At 61.2% G+C, this 20,077-nt stretch carries 13 protein-coding genes; 8 read left to right on the top strand and 5 right to left on the bottom strand.

What is annotated here, in order from left to right:
• Positions 1 to 172 precede the first annotated feature (172 nt).
• The 6 genes from HBO10_RS16560 to HBO10_RS16535 all read left to right on the top strand — a co-directional run bounded on the left by HBO10_RS16560 (position 173) and on the right by HBO10_RS16535 (position 12,474).
• Positions 173 to 1,471 carry an MdtA/MuxA family multidrug efflux RND transporter periplasmic adaptor subunit gene (locus tag HBO10_RS16560; RefSeq protein ID WP_034127644.1) on the top strand — a complete coding sequence of 433 codons (1,299 nt, stop codon included), beginning with the start codon at positions 173 to 175 and terminating at the stop codon, positions 1,469 to 1,471.
• Positions 1,468 to 4,569 (top strand): MdtB/MuxB family multidrug efflux RND transporter permease subunit, encoded by a 3,102-nt coding sequence (locus tag HBO10_RS16555; RefSeq protein ID WP_014718694.1) that lies wholly within the window; start codon positions 1,468 to 1,470, stop codon positions 4,567 to 4,569. Before HBO10_RS16560 ends, HBO10_RS16555 begins: the two co-directional genes overlap by 4 nt.
• The gene (locus HBO10_RS16550) at positions 4,566 to 7,673 is read left to right on the top strand and encodes an efflux RND transporter permease subunit (RefSeq protein WP_034127643.1); all 3,108 of its coding nucleotides are present in this window, start codon (positions 4,566 to 4,568) and stop codon (positions 7,671 to 7,673) included. Before HBO10_RS16555 ends, HBO10_RS16550 begins: the two co-directional genes overlap by 4 nt.
• The gene (locus tag HBO10_RS16545) at positions 7,670 to 9,211 is read left to right on the top strand and encodes an efflux transporter outer membrane subunit (protein ID WP_034127642.1); all 1,542 of its coding nucleotides are present in this window, start codon (positions 7,670 to 7,672) and stop codon (positions 9,209 to 9,211) included. The genes HBO10_RS16550 and HBO10_RS16545 overlap by 4 nt, the downstream gene beginning before the upstream one ends.
• Positions 9,212 to 9,579: 368 nt before the next feature.
• The gene (locus HBO10_RS16540; RefSeq protein WP_034127641.1) at positions 9,580 to 11,673 is read left to right on the top strand and encodes an EAL domain-containing protein; all 2,094 of its coding nucleotides are present in this window, start codon (positions 9,580 to 9,582) and stop codon (positions 11,671 to 11,673) included.
• A 54-nt stretch (positions 11,674 to 11,727) separates the two neighbouring features.
• Positions 11,728 to 12,474 (top strand): SDR family oxidoreductase, encoded by a 747-nt coding sequence (locus HBO10_RS16535; protein WP_034127640.1) that lies wholly within the window; start codon positions 11,728 to 11,730, stop codon positions 12,472 to 12,474.
• On the opposite strand, the gene mapR is transcribed toward HBO10_RS16535, so the two are convergent.
• The 3 genes from mapR to HBO10_RS16520 form a co-directional block, all read right to left on the bottom strand.
• Complete coding sequence (mapR, locus tag HBO10_RS16530; protein ID WP_034127639.1) at positions 12,471 to 13,880, bottom strand: GntR family transcriptional regulator MpaR; 1,410 nt, start codon at positions 13,878 to 13,880, stop codon at positions 12,471 to 12,473. The two genes, HBO10_RS16535 and mapR, sit on opposite strands and share 4 nt — an antisense overlap.
• Positions 13,881 to 14,039: 159 nt before the next feature.
• Positions 14,040 to 15,449: a cytochrome c oxidase accessory protein CcoG gene (gene ccoG, locus HBO10_RS16525; protein ID WP_034127668.1), complete on the bottom strand. Its 1,410-nt coding sequence runs from the start codon at positions 15,447 to 15,449 to the stop codon at positions 14,040 to 14,042.
• Between the two features lie 184 nt (positions 15,450 to 15,633).
• Positions 15,634 to 15,873 (bottom strand): DUF3203 family protein, encoded by a 240-nt coding sequence (locus HBO10_RS16520; protein WP_034127638.1) that lies wholly within the window; start codon positions 15,871 to 15,873, stop codon positions 15,634 to 15,636.
• A 123-nt stretch (positions 15,874 to 15,996) separates the two neighbouring features.
• Between HBO10_RS16520 and HBO10_RS16515 the strand changes: the two genes are divergently transcribed.
• Positions 15,997 to 16,494 carry an MgtC/SapB family protein gene (locus tag HBO10_RS16515; protein WP_034127637.1) on the top strand — a complete coding sequence of 166 codons (498 nt, stop codon included), beginning with the start codon at positions 15,997 to 15,999 and terminating at the stop codon, positions 16,492 to 16,494.
• A 6-nt stretch (positions 16,495 to 16,500) separates the two neighbouring features.
• Here the strand turns inward: HBO10_RS16515 and HBO10_RS16510 are convergent, their stop codons facing one another.
• Both HBO10_RS16510 and HBO10_RS16505 read right to left on the bottom strand, forming a co-directional pair.
• Positions 16,501 to 17,538: a M10 family metallopeptidase C-terminal domain-containing protein gene (locus HBO10_RS16510; RefSeq protein WP_034127636.1), complete on the bottom strand. Its 1,038-nt coding sequence runs from the start codon at positions 17,536 to 17,538 to the stop codon at positions 16,501 to 16,503.
• A gap of 184 nt (positions 17,539 to 17,722) precedes the next feature.
• Positions 17,723 to 17,881 (bottom strand): hypothetical protein, encoded by a 159-nt coding sequence (locus HBO10_RS16505; protein ID WP_169922035.1) that lies wholly within the window; start codon positions 17,879 to 17,881, stop codon positions 17,723 to 17,725.
• Between the two features lie 203 nt (positions 17,882 to 18,084).
• On the opposite strand from HBO10_RS16505, the gene HBO10_RS16500 reads away from it, so the two are divergent.
• The gene (locus HBO10_RS16500; RefSeq protein ID WP_034127635.1) at positions 18,085 to 20,073 is read left to right on the top strand and encodes an alpha-1,4-glucan--maltose-1-phosphate maltosyltransferase; all 1,989 of its coding nucleotides are present in this window, start codon (positions 18,085 to 18,087) and stop codon (positions 20,071 to 20,073) included.
• The last annotated feature ends 4 nt before the right edge of the window (positions 20,074 to 20,077 follow it).

Here is a 20,077-nt window from a genome sequence, read left to right as displayed (position 1 = left end):
GCCTAGTCCAGGCCGTTTTTATTTGAGCGTCAGCGGTTTAGCGAAATAGCCGGTGGACTAAGATCAGAAGTTAAACGTCGTAAGCCCAAAGTAAATAGCCGGTAAAGGTGCTTTTCTTAAGGCCCCCCAGTGCTTATCTTTCAGCCTCCCAAAGTAGAAGCTCTCGCGCCCAATGGTTGATCACTCCATGCAATCCTCCCCCCGCAACTCCCGCCGCTGGCTGTTTGGCCTGCTCGTGCTGCTGGTTATCGCCGGCCTGTGCTGGAAATTCTGGCCCAGCGGCGCGGCCCATAAAGACGCTCCGGCCGGGCACACGGGTAAAACCGGCATGGCGCGCCCGGGCTTCGGCGGGTCCACTGGCCCAGTGCCGGTGCGCGTGGCCCCTGCAGTGCTGGGTGAGTTCCCGGTGTACTACAAGGCGCTGGGCACGGTCACGGCGCTGAACACCATTAATGTGCGCAGCCGGGTGGGCGGCGAGTTGGTCAAGATCGCCTTCGAGGAAGGGCAAATGGTCAAGGCCGGTGACCTGCTGGCAGAAATCGACCCGCGCAGCTACCAGAACGCCTTGCTCCAGGCCCAGGGCACCTTGCTGCAGAACCAGGCCCAGTTGAAGAACGCCCAGGTCGATGTACAGCGTTATCGCGACCTGTACGCCCAGGACAGTATCGCCAAGCAAACCCTGGACACCGCCGAAGCGCTGGTGTTGCAGTACCAGGGCACGGTCAAGACCAACCAGGGCGCGGTGGACGACGCAAAGCTCAACCTGGAATTCACCAAAATCCGCGCGCCCATCAGCGGCCGGGTCGGTTTGCGCCAGCTTGACGTCGGCAACCTCGTCGCCGCCAACGACACCACCGCCCTGGCGGTAATCACCCAGACCCAGCCAATCAGCGTGGCCTTCACCCTGCCGGAAAATACCTTGGAAACCGTGCTGGCTCGTTACCACGCCGGTAACAAGTTGCCCGTGGAAGCCTGGGACCGTGGCGACGTGAAAAAGCAGGAAGTCGGTGTACTGCAAAGCCTGGACAACCAGATTGACGTCACCACCGGCACACTGAAATTCAAGGCGCGTTTCGATAACAAGGACCAGGCGCTGTTCCCCAACCAGTTCGTCAATGTGCACCTGCTGGCTGATACCTTGAAGAACGTGGTGCTGGCGCCATCTGCGGCGATCCAGTTCGGCAACAATGGCACCTTTGTCTACAAGCTCGACGGCGACAAGAAGGTCAAGGTCCAGCCCTTGGTGGTAGGTGACACCGATGGCGAAAACACCGTGATCAAGGAAGGCCTGGTCGCTGGCGACCGCGTGGTGCTGGAAGGCACCGACCGCCTCAAGGACGGCAGCGAGATCGAAGTAGTCAACGCCAGCAGCGAGGTGCCGACCACGCCGACCGAGCACCTGCAAGGCAAGCCCGCAGCGAAAGGGGAGACCGGGGCTGACGCCGGCAAGGCGCAAAAGGTCGGTTCATGAACCTGTCGCGCCTGTTCATCCTTCGCCCGGTCGCCACCACGCTGAGCATGCTGGCCATTGTCCTGGCCGGCATCATTTCGTACCGCCTGCTGCCGGTGTCGGCGTTGCCCCAGGTGGATTACCCGACTATCCGGGTGATGACCCTGTACCCCGGCGCCAGCCCCGATGTGATGACCAGCGCGGTCACCGCACCGCTGGAGCGCCAGTTCGGGCAGATGCCCGGGCTGACCCAGATGGCCTCTACCAGCTCCGGCGGCGCCTCGGTGCTGACCCTGCGTTTCAACCTCGACATCAATATGGATGTGGCCGAGCAACAGGTGCAGGCCGCGATCAACGCCGCCACCAACCTGTTGCCCAAGGATCTGCCGGCGCCGCCGGTGTACAACAAGGTCAACCCGGCGGATACCCCGGTGCTGACCCTGGCAATCACCTCCAAGACCATGTTGCTGCCCAAGCTCAATGATTTGGTCGACACACGCATGGCGCAGAAAATCGCGCAGATCAGCGGTGTCGGCATGGTCAGCATTGCCGGTGGCCAGCGCCAGGCCGTGCGTATCAAGGTCAACCCCGAGGCCCTGGCGGCCAATGGCTTGAACCTCTCGGACGTACGCGCCCTGATCGCCGCCTCCAACGTCAACCAGCCCAAAGGTAACTTTGACGGCCCCACCCGCGTGTCGATGCTCGACGCCAACGACCAACTGGTCTCGCCCGAGCAATACGCCGAACTGATCCTGGCCTACAACAATGGCGCTCCGCTGCGGCTCAAGGATGTCGCGCAGATCGTCGACGGCGCCGAAAACGAGCGCCTTGCCGCCTGGGCCAACGAGAACCAGGCCGTGTTGCTCAATATCCAGCGCCAGCCGGGCGCCAACGTGATCGAGGTGGTAGACCGTATCAAGGCCCTGCTGCCGAGCATCACCGACAACCTGCCGGCCGGCCTGGACGTGACGGTGCTCACCGACCGCACCCAGACCATCCGCGCTTCGGTCAAAGACGTGCAACACGAGCTTCTGATCGCCATCGCTCTGGTGGTCATGGTGACGTTCCTGTTCCTGCGCCGGGTCAGCGCCACGATCATTCCCTCCATCGCCGTGCCGCTGTCCCTGGTGGGCACCTTTGGTGTGATGTACCTGGCCGGATTCTCCATCAATAACCTGACGCTGATGGCCCTGACCATCGCCACCGGGTTTGTGGTGGACGACGCCATCGTGATGCTGGAGAACATCTCGCGCTATATCGAGGAAGGCGAGACGCCGATGGCAGCCGCGCTCAAGGGCGCCAAGCAGATTGGTTTCACCCTGGTGTCCCTGACGCTGTCGTTGATCGCGGTATTGATCCCGTTGCTGTTCATGGCCGACGTGGTCGGGCGGCTGTTCCGTGAGTTCGCCATCACCCTGGCAGTGGCGATCCTGATTTCCCTGGTAGTGTCCCTGACCCTCACGCCCATGATGTGTGCGCGCCTGCTTAAGCGCGAACCCAAGGAAGAAGAGCAGGGCCGCTTCTACAAAGCCAGCGGCGCCTGGATTGATTGGCTGATCGAAGCCTACGGCCGCAAGTTGCAGTGGGTGCTCAAGCACCAGCCGCTGACGTTGCTGGTGGCGATCGCCACCCTGGGGCTTACGGTGGTGCTGTACCTGGTGGTGCCCAAGGGTTTTTTCCCGGTGCAGGACACCGGGGTGATCCAGGGTATTTCCGAGGCGCCGCAGTCGATTTCCTTTGCGGCCATGAGCCAGCGCCAGCAGGAACTGGCGAAGATCATTCTCGCCGACCCTGCGGTCGAGAGCCTGTCGTCCTACATTGGCGTGGATGGCGATAACGCCACCCTCAACAGCGGCCGCTTGCTCATCAACCTCAAGGCTCACGGCCAGCGCGACTTGAGCGCAGCCGAGGTCATCACCCGCCTGCAACCGCAGATCGACAAGCTGGTGGGCATCCGCCTGTTCATGCAACCGGTGCAGGACCTCACCATCGAGGACAGGGTCAGCCGTACCCAGTACCAGTTCAGCATGTCCTCCCCGGACGCCGAGTTGTTGGCGTTATGGAGCGGCAAGCTGGTACACGCCCTCAGCCAGTTGCCGGAACTCACCGACGTGGCCAGTGACCTGCAGGACAAAGGCTTGCAGGTGTACCTGGTGATCGACCGCGACGCGGCCTCGCGCCTGGGCGTGAGTGTCTCCACCATCACCGATGCGCTGTATGACGCCTTCGGCCAGCGCCAGATCTCCACCATCTACACCCAGGCCAGCCAGTATCGAGTGGTGTTGCAGGCCCAGTCCGGCGAAACCCTCGGCCCGGCGGCCCTCAACCAGATCCATGTGAAAACCACTGACGGTGGTCAGGTACGGCTGTCGAGCCTGGCCCATGTGGAACAGCGCCAGGCGCAATTGGCAATTGCCCATATCGGCCAGTTCCCGGCGGTGATGATGTCGTTCAACCTAGCGCCCGGCGTAGCGTTGGGCAAAGGCGTGGAACTGATCAACCAGACCCAGAAGGACATCGGCATGCCGGTGGGCGTGCAAACCCAGTTCCAGGGCGCGGCCCAGGCGTTCGAAGCCTCGTTGTCGAGCACCTTGCTGTTGATCCTGGCGGCGGTAGTCACCATGTACATCGTGCTCGGTGTGCTCTATGAGAGCTACATCCACCCGATCACTATCCTATCGACCTTGCCGTCGGCGGCGGTGGGGGCCTTGCTGGCGTTGCTGCTCAGTGGCAATGACCTGGGCATGATCGCGATCATCGGCATCATCCTGCTGATCGGTATCGTGAAAAAGAACGCGATCATGATGATCGACTTCGCCCTCGACGCCGAACGCAACCAGGGCCTGGACCCGCAGACCGCGATCTACCAGGCCGCGCTGTTGCGCTTCCGGCCAATCCTGATGACGACCCTGGCTGCCTTGTTCGGCGCGGTGCCTTTGATGCTAGCGAGCGGCTCCGGCGCCGAACTGCGCCAGCCCCTGGGCCTGGTGATGGTCGGCGGGTTGCTGGTGAGCCAGGTGTTGACGCTGTTCACCACACCGGTGATCTACCTGTACTTCGATCGTCTTGGCCGGCGCTGGCGCAAAGAGCCACAACGCCTGGAGCCGGTTGAGCCATGAACCTGTCCGGACCTTTCATCCGCCGGCCGGTCGCGACCATGCTGCTGAGCCTGGCGATCATGTTGCTCGGTGGCGTCAGCTTCAATTTGTTGCCGGTGTCGCCATTGCCGCAGATCGACTTTCCGGTGATCGTGGTGTCGGCCAGCTTGCCCGGCGCCAGCCCCGAGGTGATGGCGTCTACGGTGGCCACGCCGCTGGAGCGCTCATTCGGCGCGATTGCCGGTATCACCACCATGAGCAGTTCGTCGAGCCAGGGCTCTACCCGGGTGATTCTGGCGTTCGATTCCGACCGCGACATCAACGGGGCGGCGCGGGAAGTGCAGGCGGCCATCAACGCGTCGCGCAACCTGCTGCCCAGTGGCATGCGCAGCATGCCCACCTACAAGAAGATCAACCCGTCCCAGGCGCCGATCATGGTGCTGTCGCTGACCTCCGACGTGTTGCAGAAAGGCCAGTTGTACGACCTGGCCTCGACCATTCTGTCCCAGAGCCTGTCCCAGGTGCCGGGTGTGGGCGAAGTGCAGATCGGCGGCAGTTCGCTGCCGGCGGTGCGCATCGAACTGGAACCCAAGGCCCTCGATCAGTACGGCGTCGCCCTGGACGATGTGCGCAACACCATCGCCAATGCCAACCAGCGCCGGCCCAAAGGCTCGCTGGAAGACAGCGAGCGCAATTGGCAGATCCAGGCCAACGATCAGCTGGAGAAAGCCAAGGATTATGAGCCCCTGCTGATTCGCTATCAGGATGGCGCAGCCCTGCGTCTCAAGGACGTGGCGAAGATCACCGATGGGGTGGAAGACCGCTACAACAGCGGTTTCTTCAACAATGATTCGGCGGTGTTGCTGGTGATCAACCGCCAGTCCGGTGCCAACATCATCGAAACCGTGCGGCAGATCAAGGCCCAGTTGCCGGCGTTGCAGGCGGTGTTGCCGTCCAGCGTCAAGCTCAGCCTGGCTATGGACCGCTCGCCAGTGATCACTGCCACCCTGCATGAGGCGGAAATGACCCTGCTGATTGCCGTGGGGCTGGTGATCCTGGTGGTGTACCTGTTCTTGGGTAACTTCCGTGCTTCGCTGATCCCGACCCTGGCGGTGCCGGTGTCGCTGGTGGGCACCTTTGCGGTGATGTACCTGTATGGCTTTTCGCTGAATAACTTTTCGCTGATGGCGCTGATCCTCGCCACCGGTTTGGTCGTGGACGATGCCATCGTGGTGCTGGAGAACATTTCCCGGCACATCGACGAGGGCGTGCCACCGATGAAAGCCGCCTACCTGGGCGCCCAGGAAGTGGGCTTTACCTTGCTGTCGATGAACGTGTCGCTGGTGGCGGTGTTCCTGTCGATCCTGTTCATGGGCGGCATTGTTACCAACCTGTTCCGCGAGTTTTCCATCACCTTGTCGGCGGCGATCATCGTCTCGCTGATTGTCTCGCTGACCTTGACACCCATGCTGTGCGCTCGCTGGTTGAAGCCGCATGTGAAGGACCGGCAGACCGGTTTGCAGCGCTGGAGCCAGAAGATCAACGAGCGCATGGTCGCCGGCTACGCCACCAGCCTGGATTGGGTGCTGCGCCATCGGCGCCTGACCTTGCTCAGCCTGTTCGTCACCGTGGGCGTGAATATCGCGCTGTACGTGGTGGTGCCCAAAACCTTCATGCCCCAGCAGGACACCGGCCAGTTGATCGGCTTTGTGCGCGGTGACGATGGCCTGTCGTTCAGCGTCATGCAGCCGAAGATGGAGATCTTTCGCCAGGCGGTGCTCAAGGACCCGGCGGTGCTCAGTGTGGCCGGCTTTATCGGTGGCAACCAAGGCACTAACAACGCAGTGATGCTGGTGCGCCTCAAGCCGCTTGGCGAACGCAAGATCTCCGCCCAGGCGGTGATCGAGCGCCTGCGCAAGGAGGTGCCGCTGGTGCCGGGCGGGCGCTTGTTCCTCATGGCCGACCAGGACCTGCAGTTCGGGGGCGGCCGCGACCAGACCAGCGCGCAATATTCCTACATCCTGCAAAGCGGCGACCTGGCCGCGTTGCGCCTGTGGTACCCGAAAGTGGTGGCGGCGATGCGTGAGTTGCCGGAGCTGACCGCCATCGACGCCCGCGAAGGCCGCGGCGCGGCCCAGGTGACGTTGATTGTCGACCGCGACCAGGCCAAGCGCCTGGGCATCGACATGGACATGGTCACGGCGGTGCTCAACAACGCCTACAGCCAACGGCAGATTTCTACCATTTACGACAGCCTAAACCAGTACCAGGTGGTGATGGAGGTCAACCCCAAATACGCCCAGGACCCGATCACCCTCAACCAGGTGCAGGTGATCACGGCCGACGGCGCACGGGTGCCGTTGTCGACCATTGCCCACTATGAGAACAGCCTGGCCGACGACCGCGTCAGCCATGAAGGCCAGTTCGCTTCGGAGAATATCGCCTTCGACATGGCGCCCGGGGTCACGGTGGAGCAGGGCACGGCGGCTATCGAGCGTGCGATTGCCAAAGTCGGGTTGCCCGAGGATGTGATCGCCAAGATGGCCGGCACTGCCGATGCGTTCGCCGCGACCCAGAAAGGCCAGCCGTTCATGATTCTCGGCGCGCTGGTGGCGGTGTACCTGGTGCTGGGTATCTTGTATGAAAGCTACATCCACCCGCTGACCATCCTGTCTACGCTGCCGTCGGCCGGTGTCGGTGCGTTGTTGGCGATCTACCTGCTCGGGGGCGAGTTCAGCCTGATCTCGCTGCTGGGTTTGTTCCTGTTGATCGGCGTGGTGAAGAAGAACGCGATCCTGATGATCGACCTGGCGCTGCAATTGGAGCGCAACGATGGCATGAGCCCGCTGGAGTCGATCCGCAGCGCCTGTCTGTTGCGCCTGCGGCCGATTCTGATGACCACCCTGGCCGCGATCCTCGGTGCCTTGCCGTTGCTGCTCGGCAGTGGTGATGGTGCGGAGATGCGCCACCCGTTGGGCCTGACCATTATTGGCGGCCTGGTGTTCAGCCAGGCTCTGACCCTTTACACCACCCCGGTGGTTTACCTTTACCTGGACCGCGCGCGCCATCGCTTCAACGCCTGGCGCGGCGTGCGTACCGATGCTGCCCTGGACACTGCGCTATGACCGACCCAACCAACGCCCCTGCAACCCCTGTAGGAGCGAGCTTGCTCGCGAAGAACGCCCATGCGCCGCGCTCATCCAGAATGAACGCGTTATCGTTGACGGCTTTCGCGAGCAAGCTCGCTCCTACAGTGGGCCTGGCTATGTTGCTCAGCGCCTGCGCCATCGGCCCTGACTACAAACGCCCGGACGTCATCGAGCCGGTGCAGTTCAAGGAGGCCCAGGGCTGGCGCCAGGCCAACCCGAGCGACTCCCTGGCCCGCGGCGCCTGGTGGGAGCTGTACGGTGACCGACAACTCAATGACCTGGTGGTGCGCCTTAACACGTCCAACCAGACCGTCGCCCAGGCCGAGGCGCGTTTTCGCCAGGCACAGGCGCTGGTACGCAGCTCACGGGGGGCCTTTTACCCCAGCGTTGACCTGAGCGTCGGCAAGACCCGCGCCAGCCAGGGCACCGGCAGCAGCAGTGCCAGCCTCAGCAGTTCCAGCAGCGGTATCCGCGACACCCTCAACGCCCAGTTGGGCGTGAGTTGGGAAGCCGATATCTGGGGCAAGTTGCGCCGAGGCCTGGAGGCCAACGAAGCCAGCGCCGAGGCGAGCTCGGCCGACTTGGCCGCGATGCGCCTGAGCCAACAGTCCGAACTGGTGCAAAGCTACCTGCAACTGCGGGTCATGGACGAGCAGACGCGTTTGCTGCAAGCCACGCTGGACACCTACCAGCGCTCATTGAAAATGACCGAAAACCAATACCGTGCCGGTGTGGCTGGCAAGGATGCCATCGCCCAGGCGCAAACCCAGCTCAAGACCACTCAGGCCAGCCTGATCGATCTGATCTGGCAGCGTGCCCAATTGGAAAACGCCATCGCCGTACTGATCGGTGAGGCGCCAGCCAACTTCAACTTGGCGGTGAGTAAAGACATCCCGGCCCTGCCGCAGATACCGGTGAGCCTGCCGTCCCAGTTGCTGGAGCGTCGCCCCGATATCGCCTCGGCCGAGCGCTCGGTCATCGCCGCCAACGCCAATATTGGCGTGGCCAAGGCTGCCTATTACCCCGACCTGACCTTGAGCTTGGCGGGGGGCTACTCCAGCAGCACCTATGAAGATTGGATCAGCCTGCCAAACCGCTTCTGGTCGGTAGGGCCGAAACTGGCGATGACCCTGTTCGATGGCGGCCAGCGCTCGGCGGAAGTCGACCGCACCGTGGCCAGCTATGACGAGACCGTGGCCAAATACCGCCAGACCGTACTGGACGGTTTCCGTGAGGTGGAAAACTACATGGTCCAGCTCAAGGTGCTCGCCGATGAGGCGGTGGTCAGCAATGAAGCACTGGAAGCCGCGCGTGAATCCTTGCGCTTGACCGAAAACCAGTACAAGGCCGGGTTGATTGCCTATCTGGATGTGGTCACGGTGCAGGCGACGGCATTGAGCAACGAGCGCACGGTATTGACCTTGCTGCAGTCGCGGCTGGTGGCCAGTGTGCAGTTGATCGCAGCATTGGGCGGAGGCTGGGATGGCCAGACCTCCCTGGCCGAAAAGGAGTAACCGGATACGCCGCGCATCCTGTGGGTGCAAGATCAAATGTGTGGGCTTGCCCCAATGCCAGTCAGTCAAGCACAGCACCCTGGGGGGAGCTGGCTTGCCTGCGAAAGCGTTAGTGCAGTAGCAGATGCGGTGACTGACACACCGCCTTCGCGGGCAAGCCCGCTCCCACAGGAAATCTGCGCAAGCCCCGCACATTTTGATGTCCATGATGTGGTTGAAAACAGCCAGATAAAGCCAGCCGATTGACGCCAGAAATTGCGTGATGGCCAATGGATTAATTAATCACCTGTCCTGTATTCATACTCGCTACAATCGCCCGATTTGCCACCCGGCACGGGCTTTTGCGCCGGTCGCCTGCGAGACGTCCCATGCTGATCGGTAGCTATTCAACCTCCCTTGTCGTGATTTCCCTGTGCGTGGCCATCCTGGCGTCCTACACCGCCTTGGACCTGGCCGGGCGTATCGCGACCGCCAAGGGGCGTGCCGTTTACCTGTGGATCACGGGTGGCGCAGTGGCGATGGGCGTCGGCATCTGGTCCATGCACTTTATCGGGATGTTGGCCCTGCGCCTGCCGTTTGCCCTTGGGTTTGAGGTAGGCATTACCCTGTTGTCGCTGTTGATCGCCGTGCTATCCAGTGGCTTCGCGTTATGGCTGGTCAGCCAGCCACGCTTGCCGGCCTGGCAACTGGCGTTTGGCGCACTGGTGATGGGGGCCGGTATCGCCAGCATGCATTACACCGGCATGGCCGCGATGCGCATGACGCCGGGCATCGACTACGACCCGGCCTTGTTCGGCGCTTCGTTGTTGATCGCGGTGGTGGCTTCCGGCGCCGCGCTGTGGATCGCCTTCAACCTGCGGCGCAACACACCTTATGTGCGTCTGGCTCGGGGCGGCGCAGCCGTGGTGATGGGCGTGGCCATCGTTGGGATGCACTACACCGGGATGGCTGCGGCGCGCTTTGCCGATGACAGCTTCTGCGGTGCCGCACTGACAGGCCTGAGCGGCAAGGGCCTGGATAACCTGGTCTTGGTCACTTCGCTGGCGGTATTGGTCATTGCGCTGTTGACGTCGGTGCTGGATGCGCGCCTGGAAGCGCGCACCGCCGTACTCGCCGATTCCCTGACCCTGGCCAACCAGGAACTCACCCACCTGGCCCTGCATGACATGCTCACCGGCCTGCCCAATCGCACCTTGCTGGCAGATCGCATACAACAAGGCATCCAGGCGGTGCACGAGCGGGGCGGTTGCTTTGCCTTGATGTTTATCGACCTGGATGGTTTCAAACCGGTCAACGATGCCTTTGGTCATCACCTGGGCGACCAGTTGCTGCGCGAAGTTGGCTTGCGCCTGCGCGAGGACTTGCGCAGCCAGGATACCTTGGCCCGCATCGGCGGCGATGAGTTCGTGTTGCTGGTGCAACTCACCCAGCCCGATGATGCGATGGGCTTGGCCGAGCGCCAGGTGGGCCTGATCAACCGCACGTTCACGGTGGCCGAGCATCAGTTGCAGATCTCGGCCAGCATCGGCATCGCCATGTTCCCGGGCAACGGTAGCAACCCCCAGGAGCTGCTGATGAACGCCGACGCGGCGATGTATCACGCCAAGGGCATGGGCAAGAATGGCTACAGCTTCTTCGATGTATCGATGAACACCAACGCGCGCAAACAACTGCAATTGCTGCAGGACCTGCGCATTGCCCTTGAGCAGGGGCAATTTCGTTTGCATTACCAACCCAAGTTCGACGCCGTCAGCGGTCTTGCTGTGGGAGCCGAGGCGCTGTTGCGCTGGGAGCATCCGCATCAGGGCTTGCTGATGCCCGCTACGTTTATTGCACTGGCGGAGAAAACCGGGCTGATCATTCCCATCGGCGAATGGGTGCTCGATGAAGCTTGCCGCCAGATGAGCCAGTGGTACGCCCAGGGTTATGAGCACTGGCGCATTGCCGTGAACCTCTCGGCGTTGCAGTTCTGCCACGCCGGGTTGGTCAACAGCGTAGCGGCTGCACTGGAACGGCACCAATTGCCGGCCAACAGCCTCACGCTGGAAATCACCGAGACCACCGCCATGAGCGATGCTGATGCAAGCATGACGGTATTGCAGCAGCTCTCGGACATGGGGGTTGACCTGTCCATCGATGACTTTGGCACCGGTTACTCCAGCCTGATGTACCTCAAGCGCCTGCCGGCCAACGAGTTGAAGATCGACCGCGGTTTTGTGCGTGACCTGGAACACGACAGCGACGACGCGGCCATCGTCTCGGCCATCGTGGCCCTCGGCCAGGCCCTGGGCCTGCGGATCGTCGCCGAGGGGGTGGAAACCGATGTGCAGCAGCACTTCCTCACCCGCCTGGGGTGTGACTCCTTGCAAGGTTACTTGTTGGGGCACCCACTGCCGGCCGATAGCTTCATGGCGAATATCCGGGGCGCTGAACAGGCGGCACCTGACAAAAGCAGTCTGTGACAGGTATTCTTGGATCCAACCCTGAACATCCGGTTGAATCGGGAGACCGCAGCCATGGACAAAGTCGTCATCATCACCGGGGGCAGTCGTGGAATAGGCGCCCAGACGGCCTTGCTCGCCGCTCGCCAAGGCTATCGCATCTGCATCAACTACCAGTCTGATGAAGACGCTGCCCTGCGTGTACTGGATCAGGTTCGCGCGCTGGGTGCCCAGGCGATTGCCGTGCGGGCCGATGTCAGCAGCGAGGATGAAGTGATCGCTCTGTTCAATCGCGTTGATACGGAACTGGGTCGGGTCACCGCGCTGGTGAATAACGCCGGCACCGTGGGGCATAAGTCGCGGGTCGATGAGATGTCCGAGTTTCGTATCCTCAAAATCCTCAAGACCAATGTGCTGGGCCCGATCCTGTGTGCCAAACACGCGGTATTGCGCATGTCGCCCCGGCATGGAGGGCAGGGAGGCAGTATCGTCAACGTGTCGTCGGTGGCGGCGCGGCTGGGCTCGCCAGGTGAGTATGTCGACTACGCTGCCTCCAAGGGGGCGCTGGATACCTTTACCCTGGGGTTGTCCAAGGAGGTGGCGGGCGAGGGCATTCGCGTCAACGCCGTGCGCCCTGGCTATATCTTTACCGATTTCCATGCCCTGAGCGGCGACCCGGACCGGGTCAGCAAGCTGGAATCAGGTATCCCGATGGCGCGTGGCGGGCGCCCGGATGAAGTAGCGGAGGCGATTATCTGGTTACTGTCGGACAAGGCATCGTATTCCACCGGAACGTTTATCGACTTGGGCGGCGGCCGTTAAAACGAGCGCACGATCCGCCCTAATGTCTCCATGGCCTTTTCCGACGCCTCGTTCCAAGGGCTTCCGTAATTCAGGCGAATGCAGTTTCTGAACCGCTGAGTGGCGGAAAAGATCGGCCCCGGCGCAATGCTGATGCCCTGGGCCAGAGCCATCTGGAACAATTTCAGCGAGTCGGTCTGCTCCGGCAGTTCCAACCACAGAAAATAGCCTCCCGCCGGCTGGCTGACCCGTGTTTGCGCCGGAAAATAACGAGCGATGGCCGCCAGCATGGCGCTCTGCTGTTCTTCCAGGGCGTAGCGCAGTTTGCGCAGGTGCCGGTCATAGCCGCCGTGTTGCAGGTAGTCGGCAATCGCCGCCTGGGCCGGCATTGACGGGCACAGTGAGGTCATCAGTTTCAGCCGCTCGACCTTCTGTGCGAAGCGCCCGGCGGCGACCCAGCCCACGCGGTAACCCGGTGCCAGGCTCTTGGCAAAGGAGCCACAGTGCATCACCAGCCCTTCGGTGTCGAAGGCCTTGGCCGGTTTCGGGGCCTGTTGCCCGTAATACAATTCGGCGTAGACGTCATCTTCGATCAGCGGCACTTGATGGCTGCGCAGCAGTTCCACCAGCGCCTGTTTTTTCTCTTCAGGCAACGTGGCGCCCATGGGGTTCTGGAAGCTGGTCATGGTCCAGCAGGCCTTGATCGGATAGCGCTCAAGGCTTTGGGCCAGGGCGTTCAGGTCAATACCGTCGCGCGGGTGCACCGGGATCTCCACAGCCTTGAGCTTCAGGCGTTCAAGCACTTGCAAACAGGCGTAGAACGCCGGCGCTTCGATGGCCACCAGGTCGCCCGGTTCGGTCACGGCCTGCAGGCACAGGTTGAGTGCTTCGAGGGCGCCGTTGGTGATCAGCAACTCCTCCATCGGCAGCATCAGGCCGCCGACCATATAGCGCAGGGCAATCTGGCGGCGCAGTTGCGGGTTGCCTGGCGACATGTCGGTGACCACCAGGCGTGGGTCCATGTCGCGGCTGGCACTGCCCAGGGAGCGCGCCAGGCGCGGCAGCGGGAACAGCATGGGGCTGGGGAAGGCCGAGCCGAAGGGCACGGTGTTGGGGTCTTTGATCGAGTCCAGTACCGAGAACACCAGCTCACTAACGCCCACATCGGTGGACTCATGCACCTGCTCACTCACCACCGGCTCGGAAAACGGGCTCGGCGCGTGGGTGTTGACGAAGTAGCCAGAACGCGGGCGCGCCCTGATCAGGCCACGACGCTCCAGCAAGTAATAGGCCTGGAATACCGTGGACGGGCTGACGCCGTAGGCCTGGCTGGCATAGCGTACCGATGGTACGCGCTGGCCGGGGCCGAGGACGCCGGAGCGGATCAGTTCTGCGATGTCGTCGGCAAATTTTTCGTAGCGTTTCATGGCGGCCTGATTAGCTTTTTGAATGTGTATGCAGGGCGAACTGTAGGAGCGAGCTTGCTCGCGAAAAACGTCAACGATAACGTGTGTTTCCTGAATGAACGCGGCGACGGTGAGTTTTTCGCGAGCAAGCTCGCTCCTACAGTTGATCTCTATCGTTGTTCAGCGATTCAAGGGCGCAACGAAGCGGCTGTCAGCAGCGGTATAAATCCAAGGCTCATCCACATCAGTGACTTTAAAACGCAGGGTTTGAGAGCTGCTGGCCGGTGTGTCCGCCAGCAACGCTACCGACACCGGTATATCGACAATTTCCCCGGCAGCCAGACTGACCTGGGTCTTGCCTTGCAGCTGGAACCCCTCGGCATCCACCAGTTCCAGGCGGTAGTCCTGGCGCTGCTGGGTCTTGTTGATCACCTTGAGGCTGTAGATGTTTTCGATCAAGCCCTGGCTGTTTTCACGGAACATGCCTCGGTCTTTGGTCACATCCAGCGACACCATCGGCCGTTCAATCAGCGCTACCACCAACGCCGCGATCATCACCAGCAGCACGGCACTGTAGCCGATCAGGCGCGGCCTGAGCAGGTGGGTCTTGCCACCTTGCAATTGATGCTCACTGGTGTAACTGACCAAGCCACGGGCATAGCCCATTTTGTCCATGATCGAATCACAGGCGTCGATGCAGGCCGCACAACCAATGCATTCCATTTGCAGGCCGTCGCGGATGTCGATGCCCGTGGGGCAAACCTGAACGCACAGCTGGCAATCGATGCAATCGCCAAGGCCAACCTCGGCTGGCTGCACGTCACGTTTACGCGGGCCACGATGCTCGCCGCGGGTGGTGTCGTAGGAAATGGTCAGGGTGTCCTTATCAAACATTACGCTCTGGAACCGTGCATAGGGGCACATGTGCATGCACACCGCTTCGCGTAGCCAGCCGGCATTGATGTAGGTAGCGCCCGTGAAAAACAGCACCCAGAACAGGCTCACCCCACCGATCTGCCACGTCAACAGTTCGGCGGCCAAGGGGCGGATCGGGGTGAAGTAGCCCACAAACGTCAGCCCGGTCAACACACTGATACCCAGCCACAATGTGTGCTTGGCCGAGCGCCTCGCCAGCTTATTCAGGCTCCAGGGGGCGGCCTGAAGTTTGATGCGCTGGTTGCGCTCACCTTCGGTCACCTTCTCGCACCACATGAACAGCCAGGTGAACGAGCTTTGCGGGCAGGTGTAGCCGCACCATACGCGGCCGGCAAACACCGTGATCGCGAAGAGGCCGAAGGCGCAGATGATCAACAGCGCCGAGAGCAGGATGAAGTCCTGGGGCCAGAACGTCGCACCAAAAATGTGGAACTTGCTCTCGGCCAGGTCCCACAGTACGGCTTGGCGCCCACCCCAGTTCAGCCACACGGTGCCGAAAAAAGCCAGGAACAGCAGGCCGGCACCGCCCACTCGCAGGGTGCGAAACAAGCCGGTAAAGCTGCGGGTATGGATCAGGTTGTCGCTGGATTTGGCCTTCACTTTCTTGGGGTGAATGGGCTCAAAGGTTTCCACGGTTGGGATTCGTTCGCTCATGGTCATTCGCTCATCAGCCTCCATCAGGCCGACGAACTATGGGCGACAGACTGTTTGCATAACAGACTCAGGTGGCGTGATAAAAAGCGGATCAGATCAGCTTGAAGCGTTCTTGTGCGTCAATCTGCTGCACCCCATGGGCAGAGGGGTGCAGGGGTTAAGCGGGTCTGATGATGCAGATCAATTAAATCACCGAACCAGGTTGGTCCGCCTTTACATGCTCACGGCCATCGGTTGCGCCTTCAACCGTCAGCGCGTCCGCCTCGGCTTCGGTGATGTAGATGCGCGAACCTGCCAGTTCCAGATAAGACATGGCTTTGTCGTGATCGGTCAGGATGGTCACCCGGGTGGCTGGCAGGCTTTGTTCCTGGCCATTGTCGTCGAGCGTGAAGTAGCACAGATGATTTTCGATGCGTACGGTCATGACAATCTCCGTTTTGTGGGCTATGCAGCGTTAGGCGGCCGCCATGCGCACGGGTTCCAGGCAACTGACTGGCGGTCTGCGCTGTCCATCCTTTATCTATCCATAATAAAAAGGAGCGCATCCATGGAGGCCTGGTGGCATCTGGCGTGGCAAACCCTGCAAGCCGAATTCGCAGACATTGGCGATGCCCGGCAACTCACCCAAGTGACCGTGCGCCTGCTGATCGCGGCGATCCTCGGCGGCATCCTGGGGTTTGAGCGTGAACACAAGGGCAAGGCGGCCGGAGTGCGCACCCATATGCTGGTGGCGCTTGGCGCCGCGCTATTTGTGCTGGTGCCGCAGATGTCCGGCAGCCAGGCGGATGCCATGAGCCGTGTGGTTCAAGGGGTCATCGCGGGCATTGGCTTCCTCGGCGCTGGCACCATCCTCAAGGGCAAGGAAGACGAAGAGGGCCAGCATGTAAAGGGCCTGACCACCGCGGCCGGGTTGTGGATGACCGCCGCCATTGGGGTTGCGGCGGGCATGGGGCGTGAATCGACGGCGGTGCTCAGTACGCTGCTGGCCCTGGCGGTATTCAGCGTGATGCCACGGATCGTCAAGCTGCTGGAGAAGGATGAGTGAAGGAGGTCAAGTGATGAGGTTGCCGTATCTCACCTCACCGAAGGCTTTCACCACAAAGGGCGACTCTCCCGGATTGCCGGAAATCATCACCACGCTTGTATTGTTGGCGGGGCTATAGTGAATCTGTACCTCGCTACTGGCTCCCGAGAAGTCTCCTACCAATTTCAATGGCGTGTTGCCGAGTTGATTTCTAATTGCCGATACATCGAGTTTGTCTCTGTGGTGGTCAAAATCCATCACTTGCTCAGGCGCGTCGAAACTTGATTCACGGGTATTACGGAAGGTGAAGGTCTGACCATTGTCATTCCTGAGCTTGTTGTTGTGTTTGAGGCTTTCTGCCGGGGGCGGTGGATTATCCGGTTGAGGGGGTGGGTTGCCGAGGTCCGCCTCTTTGCCGATATCGAAGAGGGCTGAAGCCAGAGGCGTACTTTGCCGCATTCGCTGTATGGCAGAAAGCTTCTCAATGCGTAGATCACGCTCGATTTGCATAGCGCAGTTGAAACCTGCCTCGGGATCAAGAGTGGAGGTGCGCTCGCGAATTTCTTCAAGGCTCAAGCCCGGGTCCTCGATATGTGAGGATCGGTCATGAATCATCTGCAGGCTTGATTGACCTAAACGCTCCTTCACATCGGTAATCAGTTTGCGCGCTTCGTCTGCATCCGGGCCGTGCAGCAAGGATTTGACGTTTTCCCTGCTTAACAGGCTTCGGATCGTGGTCACCTGCCCGGAGGTCTCGTGTGAGTTGGGCGCGCGCAGCATATTGGTAATGTTCTGCTGGCTGGTCAGCGCACGAAGTTGGGCAAGCTGGGTGGCGTCGGCACCGGCCGTCTTCGGCTCTACGTCCGCAGAGGCGGCAGGGTTGGGCAAGGTAAAGGTTTGCGGCGCCCTGGAAGGGGCGGAGGCGGGCGTGTCAGGCTCTTTCCTGCGCATGATTGCGCTTGGGCCGGCCCTGAACAGATCGTTCAGTTTTTCCCGATGATCGTTGACTGGCGGTTGTTGGATGCCGTGAACATCCGAGAACGGGGGCAGTAGTGAGGTGCGCATAGAAGGTACTCGCTTAACGGACAAGATAGTCTGCGGCCGGCAAGGGGGCGAGGCAGCGTACGGGAGACTGAATCTATCTTGTTCATCAAGAGCGGGATCTCGGTATTGTCGGTGATTGAAGTAGGAAAGCTCAGTAGCGCTTGCCCGCGATACTTTCACGGGCAAGTGCTTGCGTGTCTGTGAGTCAGGCAATAACCGGCGGCATCGTCGTGGGCGGTTCCTGCACCGGTGGCGGCTGGTTTTCAGGCGGCTCCCGTTCAGGGTCGCGCTCCGGTTCGGGCGGGGGCAATGGGGGGGCGTCGATATTCGGATCTTCGGGTTCAGGGGGGATCGGGATACTCATGGGTATGGCCTCATTTGTGCTTTGCTCTGTTGGTGGACCATTGCCTGCTGGAAATGATTCCCGCCCAGGGGCGGTATATCCACCTGAACTTTTGGGCAGCGCCCAGGCTCGGACTTTAAACGGCCCAGCTCAAGGATAGCGTCGCCGTACCTGAATTCGTATCAAGCAAAGAGCGTCCAAAGGGCGTAAGGGGAAGCTGCTCGATGACTGCCGAAACACTGGTTCCAGAAGACTCCGTGCTGCCGTTGTCGCAGGCGCTGCTGCTACCCAGGATCGCGATCGAAAGCACCATGCCGGTCATCGACAACGGGGAGTTTGCCGTCAAGGCGGTGGTGGGCCAGCGGGTTCATGTCACCAGCAAAGTGTTCGCCGATGGCCACGATAAACTGGCGGTGTTGATCCGCTGGCGCGCCCTGGGAGACGAAAGCTGGCACAGCGTAGTCATGCTTGATATCGGCAACAACGGTTGGGAGGGCGCGTTTACCGTGGCCCACCAAGGCCGCCATGAGTACTGCATCGAAGCCTGGATCGATACCTTTGCCAGCTTCTGTTACGAACTGCGCAAGAAGCATGAAGCTGGCGTGCCCGTCAGCCTGGAGTTGCAGGAGGGCCGTAGCCTGGTGCTGCAGGCCGCCGAACGCAGTGACAACGAACTGCGTGACCGCTTGATGCTGTTGCATCATGAGCTTTCCGGCCTGTTGGAAACCGAGCAGGTGGCGTTGTTCCTGCACGAAGACAGTGCACACCTGATGACCCAGGCCGACCATCGCGCCTATTTGAGCGTCAGCCCCGCGTACCCGATTGACGTGGAACGTGAAGCCGCACAATTTGCCAGCTGGTACGAGCTGTTTCCCCGCTCGATCACCGACGATCCGGCGCGGCACGGCACCTTTAACGACGTGCACGCACGCTTGCCGATGATTCACGACATGGGCTTCGACGTGCTGTATTTCCCGCCGATCCACCCCATCGGCCGTAGCCACCGCAAGGGCAAGAACAACTCACTCACCGCCGGCCCTGATGATCCGGGCAGCCCCTACGCCATTGGCAGTGAGGAGGGCGGTCACGAGGCTATTCACCCTCAGTTGGGCACTCGCGATGATTTCCGCCGGTTGGTCAAGGCTGCTGCCGACCACGGCCTGGAAATCGCCCTGGATTTCGCCATCCAGTGCTCCCAGGACCACCCGTGGCTCAAACAGCATCCGGGTTGGTTCAACTGGCGCCCGGACGGCACGATCAAATACGCGGAAAATCCGCCGAAAAAGTACCAGGACATCGTTAACGTCGATTTCTATGCGGCCGATGCCATCCCCAGCCTGTGGACCGAGCTGCGTGACATCGTGGTGGGCTGGGTGGAAGAGGGCGTGAAGACTTTTCGCGTCGACAACCCGCACACCAAGCCGCTGCCGTTCTGGCAATGGCTGATCAGCGACGTGCGTGCCAAGTACCCGGAGGTGATCTTCCTCGCCGAAGCTTTCACCACCCCGGCAATGATGGCGCGCCTGGGCAAGGTCGGCTATTCCCAGAGCTATACCTACTTCACCTGGCGCAACACCAAGGCTGAGCTGAGCGAGTACCTTGGCCAACTGAACCAGTCGCCCTGGCGTGAGTGCTACCGCCCGAACTTCTTCGTCAATACGCCGGACATCAACCCGGGTTTCCTGCATGAGTCCGGTCGCGCAGGCTTCCTGATCCGCGCTGCGCTGGCCACGATGGGCTCGGGCCTGTGGGGAATGTATTCGGGTTTTGAGTTATGCGAAGCCGCGCCGGTGCCGGGCAAAGAGGAATACCTGGACTCGGAGAAGTACGAAATCCGACCTCGGGACTTCACCGCGCCGGGCAACATCATCGCCGAGATCGCCCAGCTCAACCGCATCCGCCGCCAGAACCCGGCGTTACACACGCACCTGGGGCTCAAGCTCTACAACGCCTGGAACGACAACATTCTGTATTTCGGCAAGCGCAGCGAAGACGGCAGCAATTTCATTCTGGTCGCCGTCAACCTCGACCCGCACAACGCCCAGGAAGCCCACTTTGAATTGCCGCTGTGGGAGATGGGCTTGCCCGACGATGCCCAGACCCAGGGCGAAGACTTGATGAACGGCCATCGCTGGACCTGGTACGGCAAGACCCAATGGACCCGGCTGGAGCCGCAGATGCCGTTCGGGATATGGCGCATCAGCACATCCTGAGTGC

Source organism: Pseudomonas sp. WS 5503 (assembly GCF_012985385.1).
Lineage (GTDB): Bacteria > Pseudomonadota > Gammaproteobacteria > Pseudomonadales > Pseudomonadaceae > Aquipseudomonas > Aquipseudomonas paracarnis.
The sequence above is the reverse complement of the archived record's forward strand: the minus strand, read 5'-3'. Positions and strand labels throughout refer to the sequence as shown.